This window comes from Candidatus Paceibacterota bacterium, assembly GCA_035583355.1.
Lineage (GTDB): Bacteria > Patescibacteriota > Minisyncoccia > Phycocordibacterales > UBA6899 > JAJZQJ01.
On record DATEZQ010000003.1, the window covers coordinates 81,338 to 99,413 of the forward strand.

Below are 18,076 nucleotides of genomic sequence, written 5' to 3' on the forward strand. Positions count from 1 at the left end.
CAAGCGGGTGCCAGGCACCGCTTAAAATAAAATACCAACTGCGCGCAGCTGGTATTTTATTTATCGCGCAAATGCGCTAGAATCCTTCTTCGAGCGGATCCTCGTCGGCCTTAAAGTTATAACGAGCCTCATCATCCTCGTCTGTATAGAAATCTTCCTCATCATCCTCTTCCTCATCTTCACCAACTTCTGGCTTCAAGGTATCTCCGAACTCATCAGTAAGAGAACCAAACTCATCCTCCTCTACAGGGAGCACGTCTTCATGGAGTGCATCGATATCAACCTCAACCAATTCCTCGTCTTCAAGAAAATCATCGCCCGTTGGGCCGAATTTGGTTTGCTCTTCTTCAAGCTCATCATCGGGCAAAATGCCTACTGCGTCGTCACTCATGGCGTCTTAATGTATTTAATCCTAATAGATTAATTGGAATATAACACTGAAAATTGATTTTGTGCAAGCCTAAAAATAAAGCTGTGGATAACTAACGTTTTAGAGTACCCCACTTCGGATCATTGTGGCTCGATGTGCGTTTTCGGCGAGCGCAGCAAGTCCGAGTGCAATAGCATCAAACTCATCATCAAGCCTTTTTTCCATTGGTAGTTTTGTAAGTTTTTCTACCATAAACATCATCTGTGCCTTTGTCGCTTTTCCATAACCCGTCAGCGCAATCTTCGCTGCACCAGGATGCACTTCATGAATAGGAACGTGAGCTTTTGTTGCTGCGTAGAGTAATGCACCGCGCACCTCCGCCACTTGGAGTGCAGTCTTTGCATTATTTGAAAAAAATAATCCTTCAATCACAAAAAGCTCCGGCTTATGTATTTCGATCAAGTGGGCAATAGTTTCGACGACTGTCGTTAGGCGATCAACGAATGCAGATTTTGCAGGTGTTTCAATACATGTCGAGAAGCGCACCTCTGCACCCCTTCCATCACCATCTAATACTGCGACACCACATCTCCCAAACCCTGGATCAACTGCGAGGACTTTCATAAACACAGAGTACCACAGAATCGAGTGGAATAAAAAGTTGTACTTGGTAAATTTTTTTGAAACAAAAAACCACAGATTTTGGATGAAATTTGCTTTGTTGGAGGTAAATGAACTCTAAGGAGATGGGCTCGGTGCCCATCGACTGAGTCATTTACCGAAACAAAGCAAAGCTCGCCAAAATATGTCGTTTACCTGAAAAATTAAAACAGCCACGCTTTAGTGGCAGTTTTAATTGAGTTGATTTGACTCGCGGTGGCGAGACCTCTACAGGCAAGAACGCCTGGTCCCCGAAGGGGCGTTCTTACTCTACATTCGTATATACGTCCTGGACTTCTTCGCAAGACTCCAGCTCATCCACAAGCTTCTCAAGCGCCTCCAGATCCGCATCTTCAAGATCCATTGTTGAGTTTGGACTATATTCTCCATCGGGATGACGAGTGAAAGCCCAAGTTGCTGAACCCGCTGATGCAAGTGCAAAACCATTTTTTGAAAGGATGTGCTTTATTTCTTGCGCAGCCTTGTTGCGATTACTTGTAAGTGCAACAATGATCATTGCACACGCTCCTGGTCCGTATGCCTCATAAATAAGCTCTTCTGACGCAACCATATCACTCGACTGTCCTTTCTTTAGGGCGCGATCAATCGTATCCTTTGGCATATTCTCCTTCTTTGCCTTATCAATAAGCACTTTCACGCTTGCGGCATTTACATCGCCCTTCAAACGTTTCACTTCATTAGCAATAAGGGAACCATACTTTCCGAAAATTTTACTCTTCTTTGCATCCTCTGACCCTTTTTGTCTTTTGATCTGTGCCCACTTATTATGTCCTGACATGTGTTTTGAGTTTTTGCTATTAATCGACAGTGATCTTCACGAATCGATGTTTCCCCACCTTCAGCACTAACGTCTCATGAACTATTTGCTGAGAATCTGCGAGTTTATCTTCTCCATTCCTGCGTAATGCTCCCGCTTCAATAAGTCTACGAAACTCTGTTTTTGATGGAACAAACTTTTCTCGCAAGAGAATATCCACAAGAAGCTCTCCTTTCACTGCTTTTACTTCATGAATATCATCAGGGAGTCCTCCTTTTGCAAACGTTGCATCGAATTCCTGGCGCGCTGCTTCTGCTGCGGCTCGTCCATGATAAATCTCAGTAATCTGCTGTGCGAGATTCATCTTTGCTTCCTTTGGGTGAAGTTTTCCATTCTTAATCTGTAAAAGAATCTCTTTCACCTCAGTAATAGGAGTAAATGTACACAGTGTGTAGTACGACTCCATAACAGAATCAGGAATAGACATCATCTTCCCAAACATCTCAGTAGGTCCATCAATAATGCTTACATAATTATCAAGAGACTTACTCATTTTCTCTTTTCCATCGAGACCGACGAGGAGCTCAAATGAGAGCACAGCTTGGGGTTCACGGTGATTCATCTCCATCACTCGGCGTCCCATAAGAAGGTTAAATGTCTGATCAGTACCACCAACTTCAAGATCACAACTTCCATAAATACGTGCGAGCATGTCTGAGTCTATACCCTGAATGATCGGGTAAAGCATCTCGTGCATATAAAGAGATTCTCCTTCTTTGATTCGCTTCTGAAACATATCACGCTCTGAAAGCTGTGCGAGTGTGATATGTTTTACTGTCCAGAGTAAGTTTGTAAGAGAAACAGAACTAATAAGACTGTTTCCCATCTTTGCTTGCATGCGCGTTTCTTGATACGCAGCCATTTTCCCCATCAAAGAATTTGGGGTGAATGTAATGTGCTGTCCATGTTCATTAAATTCAATAACTGCATCATCAGGAAGATTAAGGTCTGTTGCGGAAAGAAACCAGTCTGAATTTCTTATCCAAGTAAACACTTCTTTATCAGTACGAAGGATTTTTCCAACCTGAGCAAGATAGGTGTGCATGTTTTCTTCAACCGCATGCTGCTCAATCTCTGGACGGACCTTACTTTTACCTGTCGGATCTCCAATTTGTGCAGTATAGTCACCAATAAGGAAAATAACCTTACAACCAAGATCCTGCATTTGCCGTAATTTTCGTAACACTACCGCGTGTCCGAGGTGAATATCGGGGCGTGTTGGATCGACACCAAACTTGATGTAAATATCCTTATCATATTTCCCCTCTGCTTTTGCAATGAGTTTTTCTCGGAATTTATTCCCTGGATCCACAAAACTACCAACTCCGCGAGTAAGCATGTCATCGACAAGACCAAGCAATTGCTCATGAGAAAGTGTCGTCATAGACCAATACTAGCAAAAATGGCTCCATTGCGCAAAATACACGAATTTTATATGTGGGTTATAATAAATACATATGACTGGTCCGATTAACCACTTTGAAGGATTGCTTGCAAAATACAAAGAGAAATTAGACACTCTCGATAATAATCGTCGAGATATCACCCAAGTAATCAAAGAAATCACCGGGGTAACAATAACTGAAAAAGAATTTGAGGTACGCGACCATACTCTTTTTCTCCACATCCATTCAGCAAAAAGACAAGTAATCTATTTCAAAAAAGAAGAACTCCTTCTCGCACTCCAACAACTTCCACAAAAACTCATCATGGATATCAAATAAAACACCGCCCAAGTGAGCGATGTTTTATTTTTTACTTTATTGTACTGATGTCTCTAATGCTGTTTGATCAATGAAGTTCTCCTCCATTGATGTTTCACCAGAAATTCCATCTGCATCAACCGCTACAACACGTATTGTGTGAATACCTGCAGAAAGTTGGTGTTCTGCTGGTGAAAATGCAAATTCATAAGGTGGTTGTCGTACTGAACCAAGAAACTGCCCATCAAGGAAGAAGTCGACACGCTCAACCGTTTTTACTGAGGTAACCTTCGTTTGCACCTTATATTTATCAAGGAGTGAAACAACCTTATCAGCGTTCGCTTCATCAATAATTATTTCGACGGATGGTCCTGTTTGTTCACGCATTGTACTATTAGCTACAGTAATAAGTGCGGAACCAGGAATACCATTCTCTTTAAGCCATTTTTGTGCTGAAAACTCCCATCGCGCAAACTGTTCATCGTTTCCAGGATTCGAGGGAACAGGTCCTGTAGGATCATCTTTGTTTACAAAAAACAGAATATCATGTGCTTCACCAACATTTGGTATCAACTTTTGTTCCCTAAACTGTACTGGAACACTCGCATCAGCAATAACCCCTGTACGTGTATCAATATCATATGGTGTTGTACTCATCCATACTCCACGGAGCGCGGGTTTTGTATTTGGGGCAATTGGATCAGGAGGTACAAAACGTTCATCTTTTGGAAAACGCTCTGGGAATTTTTTAAACACCTCATCAAGATAGTCGCGCCAAATTGGGGCCACTGCGAAACCTGCGGCCTTTTTCACCATGGGGGTATTATCATGATTTCCTGCCCACACTACAGCAACAACTGAAGGTGTGTACCCAATAACCCAATAATCTCTTGAGTCATTCGTTGTACCTGTCTTTACTGCAACTTGCCTGTCTGAAAAATGAAGTGCTGAATCTACGCCATAAGCGGGCGTACGCGCAACATTATCAGAAAGCACATCAGAAAGTAATCGTGTAACCTGAGGAGGAAGCACCTCACGTGGTTCACTAGTATACTCTTTTATGATTTTTCCATCCTTATCCTCAACACGTTCAATCATTTGCGCTGGCTGTAATACTCCTTCATGGGCAAAAGCTCCATATGCCTGCGCCATCTCAAGTGGAGAAACTTCACCGGCTCCAAGCACTAAAGAGAGTCCGAATCGGTCTGCATGATCAAGCGTAGTAATACCGAGATCTTTTGCAAGTGCGAGTGACTTCTTTATTCCTACAAGATAAAGCATTTTTACCGCTGGAACATTGAGTGATTGTGCAAGTGCATTACGAAGTGATATTGGACCGTGATATGTTCCGTCATAATTCTTTGGTCGATAACACTCGGTATTATTTTCTGGAATCTTTGTTGCATCAATATCACAACGCGTATCAAAACTTGTCTGAGCATCAAACACTACAGTACTCGGGAGATATCCCTCACGGAAGGCTTCAGAATAAATAATTGGTTTGAATGATGAACCCGGCTGGCGTCGTCCATCATTTACCACATTAAACATTCCATAACCCTTCTCACGATAATCACGAGAACCTACCAGTGCGAGCACTTGTCCTGTTTTTGGATCAAGTGAAACAAGGGCTGAATTATCAGCATTGAAGTTTGATTGTAGTGTATTACGATGTTTTGCAATAGTATCCTCAGCAATACGCTGCAAATCAAGATCAAGTGTAGTAATAACCTTTAAACCTCCATTTTTCACATACTCCTCTCCATATTCATCCTCAAGACGCTGCTTCACCTCCATAACAAAGTGTGGGGCCTCGAGACTTCCTCCGAAATCTTGAGGGGTATCAAATCTCACCACCTCTCCTCGTGCCTGCTTTTCTTGATCTGCAGTAATCATCCCTAGTTCCTTCATGCGCTTTAGAACCAAGTTTTTACGCGCATTAAGTGCTGCTACATCGCCACCATGAGGGCGAAGTCGTGTTGGGGATTGTGGAAGAGCAGCGAGATACGCTGCCTCAGCTAAATCAACAGCACTCGCATGCTTTCCAAAATACCCCATTGACGCTTCTTCAACTCCAACAATATTTCCTCCATAAGGAGCATCATTAAGATAGAGTTCAAGAATTTCATTCTTACTTTTTACTCGCTCGAGCTTTATAGCAAGAATCCACTCTTTCACTTTTCGAGTGATTGTCTTCTCTTGAGAGAGCAGTGCGTTTTTCACCACCTGTTGTGTAATTGTTGATCCTCCTTGAGCATAACCACCACTTGTAAAATTCGCATAAACTGCACGAAGAATTGCTCGTGGTTTTATCCCTGAATGCTGATAGAACTCTGCATCCTCAATAGCGATTGTCGCTTGCTGGATGTTTGTATTTATCTTATCAAGCGGCACAATTGTGCGCTGAATATCACCATAAACATCATAAAGAACATATTGTCCTGTATGATCATAAATCTTCGTTGACTGTGAACGGAACCGGGTATCCAAGAGTTGGAAATCTGGTATCTGTAAAGTGAGTGCCCAAGCAAGAAAAACACTTGTTATGAGTGTTCCAATAAGAAAAAACCATGTGAAAAAGTACTGAAACCAATACATTTTCCCTAATTTTTTCCTCCTGTGTGGTGGTATTGCAATTGGTGAGTGCATAAGTGTAGACTGTTTTACATTATATCACTTCTCATCGCAAGTCATAAATCATGAAGTAATAATAAAACCTATAATACGTTACATATTATAGGTTTAATGAGTTTTACCCTCGCATTGGCATAAGTAGATAACGGAATGAACCATCAGCTACCCCTTCAATAACGATAGGCCTTCCGGGACCTGCACACTTAAATACCACTGAATCAGTTGCAATAACACTGAGCACATCATTTAAGTAACGTGTATTTAAAAGATATTCTACAGATTCACCAGTGAGTACGGATTCGATCTGTTGCGAAGTCTCACCAACTTCATCGTTTCGGGCTTCTACTTCAAATACCCCTTCAGAAGGCATGATTTTTAGTCTAACCTGGTGTAATTTACCCGAAAAAACAGTTGTAATCTTTAATCGATCAATAAGATCTTGTTTTAATAGCGTCGCTTCCGAAGTTACCTGTTTTGGAATAATCTGATGATAATCAGGGAAAATACCATCAACAAGACGTGTTGTAAGACGGAAACGTCCACAAACAAACGTAAGCTGCGTGCGTGAGAAGTAGATATTCACCTGTTCATCAACACCTTCAAGTGCGCGACTGATCTCAGTAACATTCTTCGAAGGAATAAGCACGCGAATCTCTTCTTCAGGTACTGACTTAAGAGGAACCTTCTTTTCTGCGAGTCTCGAGGAGTCGGTCGCTACAAAATACAGCGTACCGTGCTCTATAGTCATCAACACTGATGCAAACTCGGGTTTAACGTCAGTTACCGCTGCGGCATATGAGGTGGCCTTAAAAGCGCTAATAAGGGTCTTTGCGGGCAAGGTGATATGTGTCCCCTTTTCAAGAAAGGGAAGGGTTGGAAAATCCTCATATCCATAACCCTTAATGAGTGTGGAGTAGTTCTCACCGGTGATTGTAAGATGTTCACCAACTTGCTCGAGGGTGACATTACGTTCCTGTGGGAGATTATTTAGGAATGAGCCCAATGTATCTGCGGGGATGGCAAGTACTCCTTCACGCTCAACACGTGCAGGGAGCTCGATCTCAATACCGAGATCGAGATTCGTTGCACGCAATCGCAACGACGTATTGTTTGCAATAAGAAGTACGTAGCGCAAAACAGGAAGTGTTGCTTGCTTCGCTGTGAATCGTTCAGCAGTTAAGAGTGCGTCCTTCAGATTTAGTTTTACACATTCGAGCTTCATATTCTTTATATATAAATTCATTATTATTAAGAGCACTGTGGGTATGTGTATAGAAGTGATTTAGTGAGGCTAGTTAAGCATCTTTTTCATTTCATTACTGTGGATAAACTGCCGAGCAGAATGACTTATCAACAGTAGGGAGACATACCAACAATCTCATCCCCATTACTCTTCTAGAATACCTTAAAGTTACCCACTTGGAAACACACAGGAAAACACTCACTCTCCACCATCTCTCCCCAATGTGCGTAAGTATGTTAAAAGGTGACAGCTGAAAAACCATTACATAGCAACCTCTTTTGCAAGTATTGGAGTATATTCAATGTAGTTCATTTGTACATGAAGTTACATATAAAACTAATTTGAATTATTTCATTTCTACCACTTAGAATACTAGTATCAAGAAGATATTTTTTAAGAAAGTCCTAATATATATTTATTGATACTTTCCTTCTAATTTAAAAAGCGCTTACGCGCTTTTTAAAAGAGTGCTCTGATTTGTTCAATTTCTTGAAGAAGAATACCGTCTGTTTTCACATCGTTCTTTACCTTTTCACAACTATGGATGACTGTGGTGTGGTCCCTACCACCTAGTTTTTGTCCAATTAGTGGATATGAGATATTGAAATCCTCTCGAAGGATGAACATAAGGATCTGGCGAGGGCGGACGACTTCCTTTCGGCGCGTCTTCTCGTAAATATGTTTTTCATCGATATTATAGAAACCTGAGATAACGCGAACTATATCTTTGATTGATACAGGGCGTGTTGGCTTCGTATTGTTCTTGATGAGTGATTTAATATCCATCACCGAGAGTTCACGTTGTTTCAATTGTGCCTGGCAAATAACTAGATTCAATGTTCCCTCAAGCTCACGAATGGAAGCCTGTATGGTTTCTGCAACATAACGAAGGATTTCATCACTCAAGATGACACCTTGCTGGTGTGACTTCTCTTGGAGGATAGCGAGACGTGATTCATAGTCAGGCATTGTTATTTCTACAATCATTCCTGCACCGAATCGTGATTTTAGGCGATCCTCAAGGCCATTGATGTAGTTCGGATGCCTATCTGAAGAGAAAATGATTTGCTTATTGTTTCCATGGAGTGCTTCGTAGAGATGGAAAAGCTCCTCTTGAGTCTTCTCTTTACCTGCAAAGAATTGAATATCATCCATGATGAGCACATCGTGTTTACGATAACGCTCTTTGAATTCCGCATGCTTTCCTGATTGCACCGCAGAAACATAATCATTCGCGAAACGCTCAGAACTGATGTATTGAATGCGCTTTCCTGGAAAGTTCTTCTTAATACCATTTCCTAATGCTTGTGTAAGGTGGGTCTTTCCGATACCTGTTTGTCCGTAGATGAACAGTGGGTTGTACATGATACCGGGCTTTCGGAGGACTGCTTGAGATGCGGCGAATGCAAGCTCATTGAATGGTCCCGTAATGAAGTTTTCGAAGGTATAACGAGGATTTAAGCCGTCTTCTTTGTTTACATAAGCCTCTGCAAGAGGAAGTTCCCCCGCCATACTCATTGAATTCGCACGTGCTTTCTGGGTGAACTCAGTCTTTTCGAGCTGTAGATCACGGCCGGCCTGATTTGGAGTGATATTCTTCGCAATTACGAAATCGATTGCACGGATTTCTGGAGAAATATTGCGAAGGATACGAAGAATTGTGGAATTATACTTATTTGCGAGCCAGTCGCGTGCAAACTCATTGGTTGTGCCGATAAAAGCAGTACCCTGTTCGATTCGGGTGATCTTTGTATTTTTGAACCATGTAGTGAAGTTCGCTGGTGAAACTTCGAGTTCAATATCTACAAGCGCACGTGTCCACAATTCCTTATTCTCCATGATCATAGGTATAATTGAGTTTTGGTACCCCAACATTGATTTCTAAACACCGAGTCCAATTTGATTCAGTGGTCAAAAATTTTTTGTAAGCGTACAAGGGCCGGTTAACGTGTGCACATTATAGCGGAGGGAATGCCATTTGCGCTATGGGCGCTTTTGTTCATAACCCTGTGGATAACGTGTTGATATGAAGATTACGTGAAAAGACTGCGCATAGCAAGTTGACGCTACCGATTATGTAATTTCACATAATAAAAAACAAAACAATTTTATGTTTTGTTTTTTTTCTAAGGCATATCAACGAGATTTTTTTGCCACGGATGACAGCGGGTGATACGAAGTAACCCTTTCCCTACCCCTTTCACAGCACCATGTTTTTCTATTGCAAGCTCCATGTACTCCGAACAAGTGGGGTGCATTGCACAAGTACTTCTTCCACTTGAAAAGATACTCTTATCAGGAGAAAGAAAAGTTTGATAGAAGCGAATGATGTATTTAGTGAGCATGTTGCTTGTGAAGCACCTCGAGAAACTCTTTAAGGTCGCTTGCAATCGCTGCAAAGGTGATGTCTTGTGTGTGTACAACTGGGAACACAAGGAAAAATCCAAATGGAGTAGTGTCAAGCTTAGGAAGTTCATCGCGCAAGAGGCTGAATACGCGTCGCTTGAACACATTGCGTGTTATTTTCGTGCGATAGTATTTTTTTGCTGCAATAATAGCAATGCGTGCGCGCTCTCCCCTCTTGTGGATAGCACGAACACGGAGGACTTTACCGGTCCACTGGAAGCTTGGGAGGCGTGAATCCGGGAAATCTGCTCTTTGTATACGCCTTAATGAGGAAAGCATGGGATTAGTATAACAAATTGTCCATGCCTTGCTAGACATGGACAATGAGTAGGGTTATTTTAAACCGTTACGAGGCGCTTGCGGCCGAGTGCGCGGCGACGTGCAAGGATAGCACGGCCAGTCGGGGTTGCCTTGCGAGCAAGAAAACCATGAGAACGCATACGCTTAAGCTTCTTTGGCTGGTACGTCTGAGACATAATATGGGTACTCTATAACAAATTCTGGAAAAAAGCAAGCCCTTGGCTATAAATATAGCTATTTCAGGTACTCTTTTATAAAATCGAGGCAAAACGCATTCATTTATTATCTTTTGTGCTTACGGAGGTTTCTTTGTTTAGGGCTCGCAAAACAGCTTACTATCTGATAGTATTCACCTAACATGAAAACATTTTGGATGGCCTTTGTTTATAAGCCGATCTATAACGCATTTTTCTTCCTTTTATGGCTTACACCTGGGCATTACGTTGGTATTGCCATTATTGCGCTTACCCTACTTGTACGTTTCGCTATTTATCCGCTTACGCTGAAATCTATTAAAGCGCAGCGCGCAATGAAGGAGCTTGATCCGAAAATTAAAGCTCTAAAAGAGAAGCATAAGGATGATAAAACTGCGCAGTCGATGGCAATGATGGAGCTCTACAAGCAAGAGAATGTTTCGCCAATGAGTGGGTGTTTGCCTCTCTTGATTCAGATCCCTATTATTTCTACTCTCTTTTTCGTGCTTAAGGGTATAGCGGTGGTTAACACCGACCTTATCTACAGTTTTACGCCGCATGTTGCTCAGCCAAACTTGTATTTCCTCGGACTTGATCTTGCGGGAACAAGTATTATCCTTGCACTCCTTGTTGGACTCACCCAGTTTTACTCCACACACCTTTCAATGGGTGTAAAAGCAGTAAAAGCACCACTTGCTGCGGGAGAAAAACCCTCATTTGCAGATGACTTTCAAGATTCAATGCAGATGAATATGCGCTATTTCCTTCCTGCACTCCTTGCTTTTACAGCATATAAACTCTCGGCTGCAGTTGCGTTATATTGGGTAACGAGTAATATGTTTACTATCGGACAGGAGCTTCTCGTAAAATATAAGAGCGAGAAGAAGGTTAAAGGAAGCTAATTCTACTCATATGGAGCAAACCATGAATACAATTATTCGCACGATGATCGAAAAGATGGGTGCAACTGTGACGGAAGTTCGTGAAGAACATGATGTTACTGGTGGTGTGATTTATCACGTCGATACTCCAAACAGTGCGGTGCTTATCGGTCCTGATGGCGAAACTCTTAAGGCTATCAACTTTCTTGCAAAGCGTATTGCTGAATATAAAGAACTTCCAACAACATTCCATGTTGATATTGGAGGATACGAAGAGGCTCGTCGCAAGAAGATTGCAACTGTTGCAAAAATTTATGCAGAACGTGCGCGCTACTTTAAGGCATCAGTTCCTATGGAGCCGATGAATCCTTATGATCGTCTTATTGTACATGCCACATTGCAGGAAATTTCAGATGTGACTACTTCGTCGGAAGGAGTTGGTCTCAATCGTCATGTTGTTGTATTCTATAAAGCTCCGGAAACTGAAACCGGTTTCAATTAAAAAACACAGCAAAGCTGTGTTTTTTAATTAATATAGTGGAAAACCTTGATCGGATGCTTCTGTTTTAGGAAGTACAGGTGCCTTTATTCCTTCACAAAGTAGTTGCCCAGATACATAACCACCATTTTTGCTCGTGTTCTTAATACAACGATCATCGAGTTCCGTTTTTCCATCTGAAGCAATCTTATTGCACCACCACCAACCTGGAGTTTGATTACCATTCATACAGATATGGAAGTGAGCGCCCGTATAGTGTGCAGATGCACCTGGTGTGCTCTCGTCAGTGTACCAAACATCATCATAGAGGTAACGTACATTGTTAGAGAATGAACGAGAAATGTATTCTGCTTTTGTCTTCAAGAAGAGGTCAAGATCTGGGGTTTTATTGATGTCCATCACATCAGGGTGGTTTGGTCCATGAGTGTTGTGTCCAGGCTCTGTTCCCCCATTGACGAGTACTGGGCAGCTCCACTTATTTGACTCAGTACAGTTATCTTGTTTTGTAAACTGTCTTCCGAGGTTAATAAGTTTGTTAAGGATTTCATCATTAAGTCCTGCGAGGTTGGTGCATGAGGTAGCAACAGCGTTTGGACAAGATGGTTTATTTGTGAAAATATGCTGGCTTGCGAGTCTTTCTCTAGCATCTTGTTCCGCGAATGACATTGCGGCGCCAAAAATTTGAGAGCACTCTTTTGTTTCAATTTTTAACTCCTTTGGTTCCGGTGCATCCTTAAGTGCCTTAAGTGTGTCTTCACAACTTCTCTGATCACCGAATGGTCCCCTCCAAAAATAATGCTTTTCAGTTGAGGTAAGGAAATACCAGCCCTTACCGTTAATACCCTCTCGTATTACGCGCGGGTTTGCTATTGTTCCATCGGCATTTAAGATAGGGCTTCCATCGGGATTTACTGGTGCTCCTGTTGCAGCATCAAAGAGCTGTAGCTTGAATTTTGCTTGCGCAGTAGAGGAGGCAATAAGAAGATTCTCAGTGACTAATTTAGGGTTTAGTGTGTTAAGGAAAATCCAAGATCCTGCAATAAGTCCAAGCCCCCCAACAATTGCAATCATTTCACTGCGTACTTTTGAGAATGCGTTTACTTTTTCTGCACTTGTGATGATAGTGAAGCCTACCATGACAAGTCGGACGACACCGATCACTCCTCCGATACCAATAAGGAAGCGTACCCATTTCTTCAGATAGTCCGATAGTGCATTATCGTCACGCAGGTCCACTGTGCCACTGAAGTATCCCGTGAGGGGTGCGATATACGTATAGCGACCGTTTGCCTCATCAATTTGCTCCTGAGGTGTTCCGGGATCAGAAGTCACCTGTGTCGGTGTTCCTGGTGCACCCTGAGCATGAACTACTAGTGGTGCAAGAATGGGGATGCTCAAGGTAAACAGGAGAAGTGTTGCCGCAGAAAGTTTTTTTAATATTTTCATAACTATTCGGTTATTGTTGTTTCTGCTCCTGTTTCACTACTGGTTTGGACTGCTGTGCCATTAAGTTTATACATCCAAAGGTGATCGTTTGTTCTATTTTTGAAATATACAGCCGTTTGTGTTGGAAGTAATGAAACCATGTCGATAGAAGTCTTGAAGTTTACTGGATTGACAAGGAATTTCTCCGTGTGTGTAGGGAGGTTGTAGAGCCATAGACTATCTGATGATTGAGTAATTCCTTTATACCAATCATCAGGAGTATTTTGGTAGACAATATCTGATGCCCCGCAATAGAGTATCGTTGTGTCACTCGTCCATGCACATTTTTCTGCAATTGCCGCGAATGGGAGAATGGTTGGATCACGTGATGAGTCTGGTGTCGACTCTCTTATTTCCGCAGTGAATTGATCCCCGAAGAGTGCTGCTGAGTATGCGACATCCCCCTCAGGTGAAAGAAGAGTTGTTTGACCAGTGTTTGCTTTTACACTCAGGACTAACCCGCCTTTTTCGATACGATATGTGCCACTTTTCGCATATCGAGAAGCTTTTGCAGAAAGATAGACTGTACCATTATTTGTTATGGCAGGAATCCACTCCGTGAGCGGGAGTGTTGCCTGGCGTACGAGTTTTTGTGTAGCAACGTCAAGCACGTCAATGTTTGCGCCAAGCGGGTCTTTAATTACAAGTACTACTTTTTGTTTATTTGGGCTTGCTGCATACTCAAGTATGTTATCTGCAAGCGCTATTGGTCCATTAAGTGTTAAAGGGTACTCGTTTCCCTGCTGCTCGACGATTGTATATAACCTAGTCTTAATGGTGTCACGATTATCAAGTGAACGAAGAATGAGGCTTGCATCGCTCAAGAAGATTCCGTCGTGTACTTGGAGGATTGGTTGATCGCTCATTACTTTTGCAACACCAGTATTTATGTTGATTTCAACAAGACGCCCTTTTGCTCTGTCAAACCCGCGAATCGTATATCCGTTTGGGAGTATGGTATATCCTGCAAGGGGACCGTTGTATATTTCAATTAGTTTTGGGGCTTCAACTCCAACACCAGATCCACTACCCTGCGTGGGTGATTCCCCTTTTGGTATATCGGAAGCACCTTGTTCAATTACATTTCCACCAATTGGGAAAGTTCCTCCTTCGGGCGCCACTTTTCCTTTTGTGAGAAATATATAGAGGAAATAGATTCCACCAAGTACAAGAAGGATAAGAATACTCAGTAGTAAAATATTACGTATTTTTTTCTTACGTATATCTTGCTCACTTGGAGCCTGGTTTAATTGTGGTGTAATGTCATCCATAAATTAGTTTTCTGAGAATATCCAAGCAAATGCACCTTTTGCGAGCTGCATCACGTTGACTGTGTTTTGTGCAGTGTAGTTTATTGAAATTTTACCTGATGTTTTTTTGTCTTCTGACCGCGAGAGTGTTACTCGTTCAAATGCGCGTCCGAAGCCCTCTTGGATATTCTTGCCTCCCGCTTCCCAGTTATATTGTATTTCCCCTCGATCTCGTTCACTGAGTGCGACACCATAGGGTACTGCGAGCACTGAAAGTTCTACCCCGTTGTTTTTTACTTGTCCCTGTAACGTAGACTGCGTGCGGACCCCTTCGAGTGGAGAGATTTCATAGAAAAGCGCTGAGGGAACATATGAAGTGATGCGTATGTTCTCGGATATGGTCAATTCTCCTAGTTTCGCTTCAACAGTGATGGGTGTCGCAGTTTTTTCCCAAGCGCCAAGGAACTGGGCACTTGTACGATTCACACCCTTTGCAAGTGTAATAGTACTATCTTTTTTCCAATTGAATTCCGGAAATACTCCTGTGTTGTTTTGTCCGAAAAATGGAACAGCATAGGTGCGCACAATGCTTTCATGAGAAGGAAGTGCTTTGCCGTGAAAAAATGGCGGAACACTCGTTTGCGCCTCCCAGAGTACATCAATGATCGCAGGTGTGAGTGTGAGCGCTTCTTTGTAGGCCCTATCACCTACAGTGATTGCTGCCGTCACGTTGATGGGAACACCAACAGGGCCGAGTGTGACCGTTTGGGAGGTACGACCAAGTCCTTCGCCGAGAAGTTGTCCATTCACAGACCAAATAATCTGTGCGCCCCCAAGATCAACAAAAGATGAAGCAGCGCGTACGGTTATTGTTTGGTTTGGCGCAAGATTGCCTTCACTCGTGAGATTGATGACACCCCGGGCGAAAACAGCGCTTGGAGCGAGGAGGCCGATAGTGAGTATTGTGAGAAATATGTTTTTCATATGTATATTATGCAGCTTGTTTGAGTGGGGGCGATTTTGATTCCATGCTGTTTCTTGGAGTGAATGCAATAACGTTCCGTGTTGCGCGCTGAGCATTTGCAAGTGATGCACTTTCTCCAGCGAGCATTCTTTGGCGAGCAATGGCTGCATCCTGCTCGCTCTGCCACACTGCTTCTTGTTCTTCGAGTGCCTCTATTGCTTTTTGTTTTGCTTCTTTATTTGCAAGAATGCGTACAATAATGAATGATACCGTTCCTGCAGGAAGGAATCCTGCAATAGGAAGAAATTCAATAATTGTAGAAACTGATTGGGTCATCACCTTCTGCTTGTTCATTGGAACACCATTCACATATAAGTACAATTGAGTGCTTGCAAGTACGAGCAGGTCAAGCATTGTGCTAATACACCACACGATAATACCAAGAATGATTGTAAGGTCTGCAAAGAGTTCAATAATTTCGATGATAATATCAAGAACGTCTTTTGCGATAACAAGCAAGAGGACTCCATAGAAGCCAGGACCAGACATTGGTTTTTTATAACTGAAGTTCTCGCGTGCCTTTCGCATCATTTGCTCACGCTCCCTTATCTCGTGCCCGATCCTTGTCTGCTCGCGGTAGTTTTCTCGTTGCCCTATATCAATGTTCAGACTCTGTTGCGCAAGCATTGCCCCTCTTGTGTCGGCAATGACACCCGCAGTCTTTGGCGAGACTTGTACCGACTTCCGAGCGGTAAGCCGCTTTCCCGCAAGGTCACTGGTATTCAGTTTAGCTCCTACGGGTTGTGCCATAGTCATATTATACAGCATATTTTCACGAGTTGCCCACATATTTAAGATCAAAAAACAACACCTCGTGTTGTTTTAAGTTCCGCTAATTTGTGCTTTTGCGCGCTTGATGGCGAGCATTTGTGCGGGGTCTGACGATACGATTTGGTCCTCAGTATATGATGCATATACCTTCATTGCTACATGCTTAAGACCTGCAAAGAAGATGCCTTCTCCAACTCCCGATTCTAGGAGAAGATATTTCTCTTCGTCGGTAAGGTGAAATGCACTCTGTACAGTATCAATGGTCATTGGTGACTGTTTGAGGAGAATCTGGATCGATGAATTTGTGAGAATGGGTAGTCCGTAAGGTGACTTTAGGAAGTCATTGACGTCTTGGGTGATTGTTGCAATACCAAGGTAGTATTTACGCCCTCGCTTTGCAAGACCGAAGAGGAAGGATGCAGTATCTTCTGATTTCATCATGATCCATGCCTCATCAACAATAAGCAATCGCTTGCGAAGTTCTTTGCGCACTGCGGTCCAAATATGGTGCGTAATGATGTGCATTGCGACCGTCTTAAGCTCGTCCTCCATGTTTCGGATCGAGAAGACGGTAAAGCGCTTTGTGATGTCGACGTTTGTTGGCTGATTAAGGAAGCCAGACCATGTACCACGAGTGAATTTCTCCATGCGTTGGAGCAGGTTTTCGGTACCCTCCATCCCTGAAAGTACCATCTCGAGGTCGGTTAAGAGCGGTGGCTCAATCTCTGCCCACTGTGAATTCTCATTTATATCCTTCATCGCATAGGTCTCCGAAATCGCGCGATCCATGATTCCATCTTCAACAGGAGAAAGACCTCCAAGCATAACTCGGAAAAGTCCGATAAGGAAAATGATATTTGAGCGAAGTACGTCACCAAATGATTCATCCTCTCCAGGCATAGGAAGGTCAAACGGGTTGATGTGGTGCTCTGAGGTGAGTGAGATGTTGAAGTAGCGTCCTCCGGTTGCTTCTGCAAGATAGAGATATTCTTGCTCTGGGTCGATGACGATGACATCAGCATCGAACATCAGTGTACGGATGACTTCAAGCTTTGTGGTGTATGATTTTCCTGATCCTGAACTTGCGAACATGACCGAGTTGTAGTTTGGCATCGAGAAACGGTCAAATAGGACAAGTGATGCATTGTGTCGATTGATCCCCCATAGAATTCCTTTGTCTGAGGTTAGGTCAAATGAAACAAATGGGAAGATCGAAGATAATGGTGCCGAGTTGAGCTTGTAGTGTACTTCAAGTTCATCAGTTGCAATAGGAAGCACCGAACGGAACCCCTCTTCTTGCTGGAAGATGGTTGGTTTCACATAGACCATTTTTGCATCGAGGATAGACTTCACTTCGCCTTCAACACGATCGAGATCCGCTTTGTCATTGGCATAAATGGTGATATATAGGCCGACATCAAATAGTTTTTCTGATGCTTGCTGGAGTCCATCACGCAAATCCTCGAGATCTTGATATGCAGTATCGAGCATAGGATCACGTACGAGACCTTTTGATTCTCGGTCTGATATCTGACTCTGTACCTCAGCAACTTTCTTTTGGAATGCATGAAGCGCCTCCTCCGTTGAGATAGGGTGAATATGAATCGAGATGTCGAATGCTTTGTCGAGATTAATAATTGGTGTGAACCAGTCTTGGGTGAGATTGCGCGGGTACGAGATGACGAACATTGTACGCGCCATTTTTGATCCAATGTAGAGTTCGTTTGGGGTGATCTTGACTGCAGCGGGTGCGAGAATATCCTTGAGTGAGGCATCACTTGAGCCAAGAGCATCCTGGGAGAGCATGTTTTCCATAGT

18 protein-coding genes are annotated in these 18,076 nt (G+C 42.8%); 3 read left to right on the top strand and 15 right to left on the bottom strand.

From position 1 onward, the window contains the following. Positions 1-76: 76 nt before the first annotated feature. The 4 genes from VJ579_01740 to tyrS form a co-directional block, all read right to left on the bottom strand. Positions 77-391 (bottom strand): hypothetical protein, encoded by a 315-nt coding sequence (locus VJ579_01740; GenBank protein HXK37765.1) that lies wholly within the window; start codon positions 389-391, stop codon positions 77-79. A 99-nt stretch (positions 392-490) separates the two neighbouring features. Further along, complete coding sequence (locus VJ579_01745; GenBank protein HXK37766.1) at positions 491-994, bottom strand: crossover junction endodeoxyribonuclease RuvC; 504 nt, start codon at positions 992-994, stop codon at positions 491-493. Positions 995-1,295: 301 nt separating this feature from the next. Further along, a complete protein-coding gene (locus VJ579_01750; GenBank protein HXK37767.1) occupies positions 1,296-1,829 on the bottom strand; it encodes a YebC/PmpR family DNA-binding transcriptional regulator in 534 nt (177 codons plus the stop codon). A 19-nt stretch (positions 1,830-1,848) separates the two neighbouring features. Continuing rightward, a complete protein-coding gene (tyrS, locus tag VJ579_01755; GenBank protein ID HXK37768.1) occupies positions 1,849-3,252 on the bottom strand; it encodes a tyrosine--tRNA ligase in 1,404 nt (467 codons plus the stop codon). A gap of 73 nt (positions 3,253-3,325) precedes the next feature. Here tyrS and VJ579_01760 point away from each other — a divergent pair, with 73 nt between their 5' ends. Beyond that, positions 3,326-3,592 (top strand): hypothetical protein, encoded by a 267-nt coding sequence (locus tag VJ579_01760; GenBank protein ID HXK37769.1) that lies wholly within the window; start codon positions 3,326-3,328, stop codon positions 3,590-3,592. Between the two features lie 36 nt (positions 3,593-3,628). Here the strand turns inward: VJ579_01760 and VJ579_01765 are convergent, their stop codons facing one another. From VJ579_01765 to rpmH, 6 genes are all read right to left on the bottom strand, one after another. Beyond that, complete coding sequence (locus tag VJ579_01765) at positions 3,629-6,061, bottom strand: PBP1A family penicillin-binding protein (GenBank protein ID HXK37770.1); 2,433 nt, start codon at positions 6,059-6,061, stop codon at positions 3,629-3,631. A gap of 262 nt (positions 6,062-6,323) precedes the next feature. After that, the gene (gene dnaN, locus VJ579_01770; GenBank protein ID HXK37771.1) at positions 6,324-7,427 is read right to left on the bottom strand and encodes a DNA polymerase III subunit beta; all 1,104 of its coding nucleotides are present in this window, start codon (positions 7,425-7,427) and stop codon (positions 6,324-6,326) included. Positions 7,428-7,907: 480 nt separating this feature from the next. Beyond that, complete coding sequence (gene dnaA / locus VJ579_01775) at positions 7,908-9,287, bottom strand: chromosomal replication initiator protein DnaA (GenBank protein HXK37772.1); 1,380 nt, start codon at positions 9,285-9,287, stop codon at positions 7,908-7,910. A 287-nt stretch (positions 9,288-9,574) separates the two neighbouring features. Continuing rightward, positions 9,575-9,793 (bottom strand): membrane protein insertion efficiency factor YidD, encoded by a 219-nt coding sequence (gene yidD, locus VJ579_01780; protein ID HXK37773.1) that lies wholly within the window; start codon positions 9,791-9,793, stop codon positions 9,575-9,577. Continuing rightward, positions 9,783-10,133 (bottom strand): hypothetical protein, encoded by a 351-nt coding sequence (locus VJ579_01785; protein ID HXK37774.1) that lies wholly within the window; start codon positions 10,131-10,133, stop codon positions 9,783-9,785. The genes yidD and VJ579_01785 overlap by 11 nt, the downstream gene beginning before the upstream one ends. Positions 10,134-10,192: 59 nt before the next feature. After that, positions 10,193-10,330, bottom strand: coding sequence for a 50S ribosomal protein L34 (gene rpmH / locus VJ579_01790; GenBank protein HXK37775.1), 138 nt, complete (start codon positions 10,328-10,330; stop codon positions 10,193-10,195). 182 nt (positions 10,331-10,512) lie between these two features. Here rpmH and VJ579_01795 point away from each other — a divergent pair, with 182 nt between their 5' ends. Beyond that, on the top strand, positions 10,513-11,250 hold the full coding sequence (locus tag VJ579_01795; GenBank protein ID HXK37776.1) for a YidC/Oxa1 family membrane protein insertase: 738 nt from the start codon (positions 10,513-10,515) through the stop codon (positions 11,248-11,250). Positions 11,251-11,272: 22 nt separating this feature from the next. Then, positions 11,273-11,731, top strand: a complete 459-nt coding sequence (locus VJ579_01800; GenBank protein ID HXK37777.1) for a R3H domain-containing nucleic acid-binding protein — start codon at positions 11,273-11,275, stop codon at positions 11,729-11,731. A gap of 27 nt (positions 11,732-11,758) precedes the next feature. Here the strand turns inward: VJ579_01800 and VJ579_01805 are convergent, their stop codons facing one another. From VJ579_01805 to VJ579_01825, 5 genes are all read right to left on the bottom strand, one after another. Beyond that, on the bottom strand, positions 11,759-13,174 hold the full coding sequence (locus VJ579_01805) for a hypothetical protein (protein ID HXK37778.1): 1,416 nt from the start codon (positions 13,172-13,174) through the stop codon (positions 11,759-11,761). Between the two features lie 2 nt (positions 13,175-13,176). After that, positions 13,177-14,484, bottom strand: a complete 1,308-nt coding sequence (locus tag VJ579_01810; GenBank protein HXK37779.1) for a hypothetical protein — start codon at positions 14,482-14,484, stop codon at positions 13,177-13,179. Between the two features lie 3 nt (positions 14,485-14,487). Continuing rightward, the gene (locus VJ579_01815) at positions 14,488-15,447 is read right to left on the bottom strand and encodes a hypothetical protein (protein ID HXK37780.1); all 960 of its coding nucleotides are present in this window, start codon (positions 15,445-15,447) and stop codon (positions 14,488-14,490) included. Positions 15,448-15,454: 7 nt separating this feature from the next. Further along, the gene (locus VJ579_01820; GenBank protein HXK37781.1) at positions 15,455-16,237 is read right to left on the bottom strand and encodes a hypothetical protein; all 783 of its coding nucleotides are present in this window, start codon (positions 16,235-16,237) and stop codon (positions 15,455-15,457) included. A 72-nt stretch (positions 16,238-16,309) separates the two neighbouring features. Then, positions 16,310-18,073: a DUF87 domain-containing protein gene (locus tag VJ579_01825; protein HXK37782.1), complete on the bottom strand. Its 1,764-nt coding sequence runs from the start codon at positions 18,071-18,073 to the stop codon at positions 16,310-16,312. Positions 18,074-18,076 lie beyond the last annotated feature (3 nt).

Excerpts from the sequence above, each read along its gene's own strand:
- VJ579_01740 (HXK37765.1), bottom strand. The coding sequence starts at position 391 with ATGAGTGACGACGCAGTAGGCATTTTGCCCGATGATGAGCTTGAAGAA.
- VJ579_01745 (HXK37766.1), bottom strand. The coding sequence starts at position 994 with ATGAAAGTCCTCGCAGTTGATCCAGGGTTTGGGAGATGTGGTGTCGCA.
- VJ579_01750 (HXK37767.1), bottom strand. The coding sequence starts at position 1,829 with ATGTCAGGACATAATAAGTGGGCACAGATCAAAAGACAAAAAGGGTCA.
- tyrS (HXK37768.1), bottom strand. The coding sequence starts at position 3,252 with ATGACGACACTTTCTCATGAGCAATTGCTTGGTCTTGTCGATGACATG.
- VJ579_01760 (HXK37769.1), top strand. The coding sequence starts at position 3,326 with ATGACTGGTCCGATTAACCACTTTGAAGGATTGCTTGCAAAATACAAA.
- dnaN (HXK37771.1), bottom strand. The coding sequence starts at position 7,427 with ATGAAGCTCGAATGTGTAAAACTAAATCTGAAGGACGCACTCTTAACT.
- dnaA (HXK37772.1), bottom strand. The coding sequence starts at position 9,287 with ATGGAGAATAAGGAATTGTGGACACGTGCGCTTGTAGATATTGAACTC.
- yidD (HXK37773.1), bottom strand. The coding sequence starts at position 9,793 with ATGCTCACTAAATACATCATTCGCTTCTATCAAACTTTTCTTTCTCCT.
- VJ579_01785 (HXK37774.1), bottom strand. The coding sequence starts at position 10,133 with ATGCTTTCCTCATTAAGGCGTATACAAAGAGCAGATTTCCCGGATTCA.
- rpmH (HXK37775.1), bottom strand. The coding sequence starts at position 10,330 with ATGTCTCAGACGTACCAGCCAAAGAAGCTTAAGCGTATGCGTTCTCAT.
- VJ579_01795 (HXK37776.1), top strand. The coding sequence starts at position 10,513 with ATGAAAACATTTTGGATGGCCTTTGTTTATAAGCCGATCTATAACGCA.
- VJ579_01800 (HXK37777.1), top strand. The coding sequence starts at position 11,273 with ATGAATACAATTATTCGCACGATGATCGAAAAGATGGGTGCAACTGTG.
- VJ579_01805 (HXK37778.1), bottom strand. The coding sequence starts at position 13,174 with ATGAAAATATTAAAAAAACTTTCTGCGGCAACACTTCTCCTGTTTACC.
- VJ579_01810 (HXK37779.1), bottom strand. The coding sequence starts at position 14,484 with ATGGATGACATTACACCACAATTAAACCAGGCTCCAAGTGAGCAAGAT.
- VJ579_01815 (HXK37780.1), bottom strand. The coding sequence starts at position 15,447 with ATGAAAAACATATTTCTCACAATACTCACTATCGGCCTCCTCGCTCCA.
- VJ579_01820 (HXK37781.1), bottom strand. The coding sequence starts at position 16,237 with ATGGCACAACCCGTAGGAGCTAAACTGAATACCAGTGACCTTGCGGGA.
- VJ579_01825 (HXK37782.1), bottom strand. The coding sequence starts at position 18,073 with ATGGAAAACATGCTCTCCCAGGATGCTCTTGGCTCAAGTGATGCCTCA.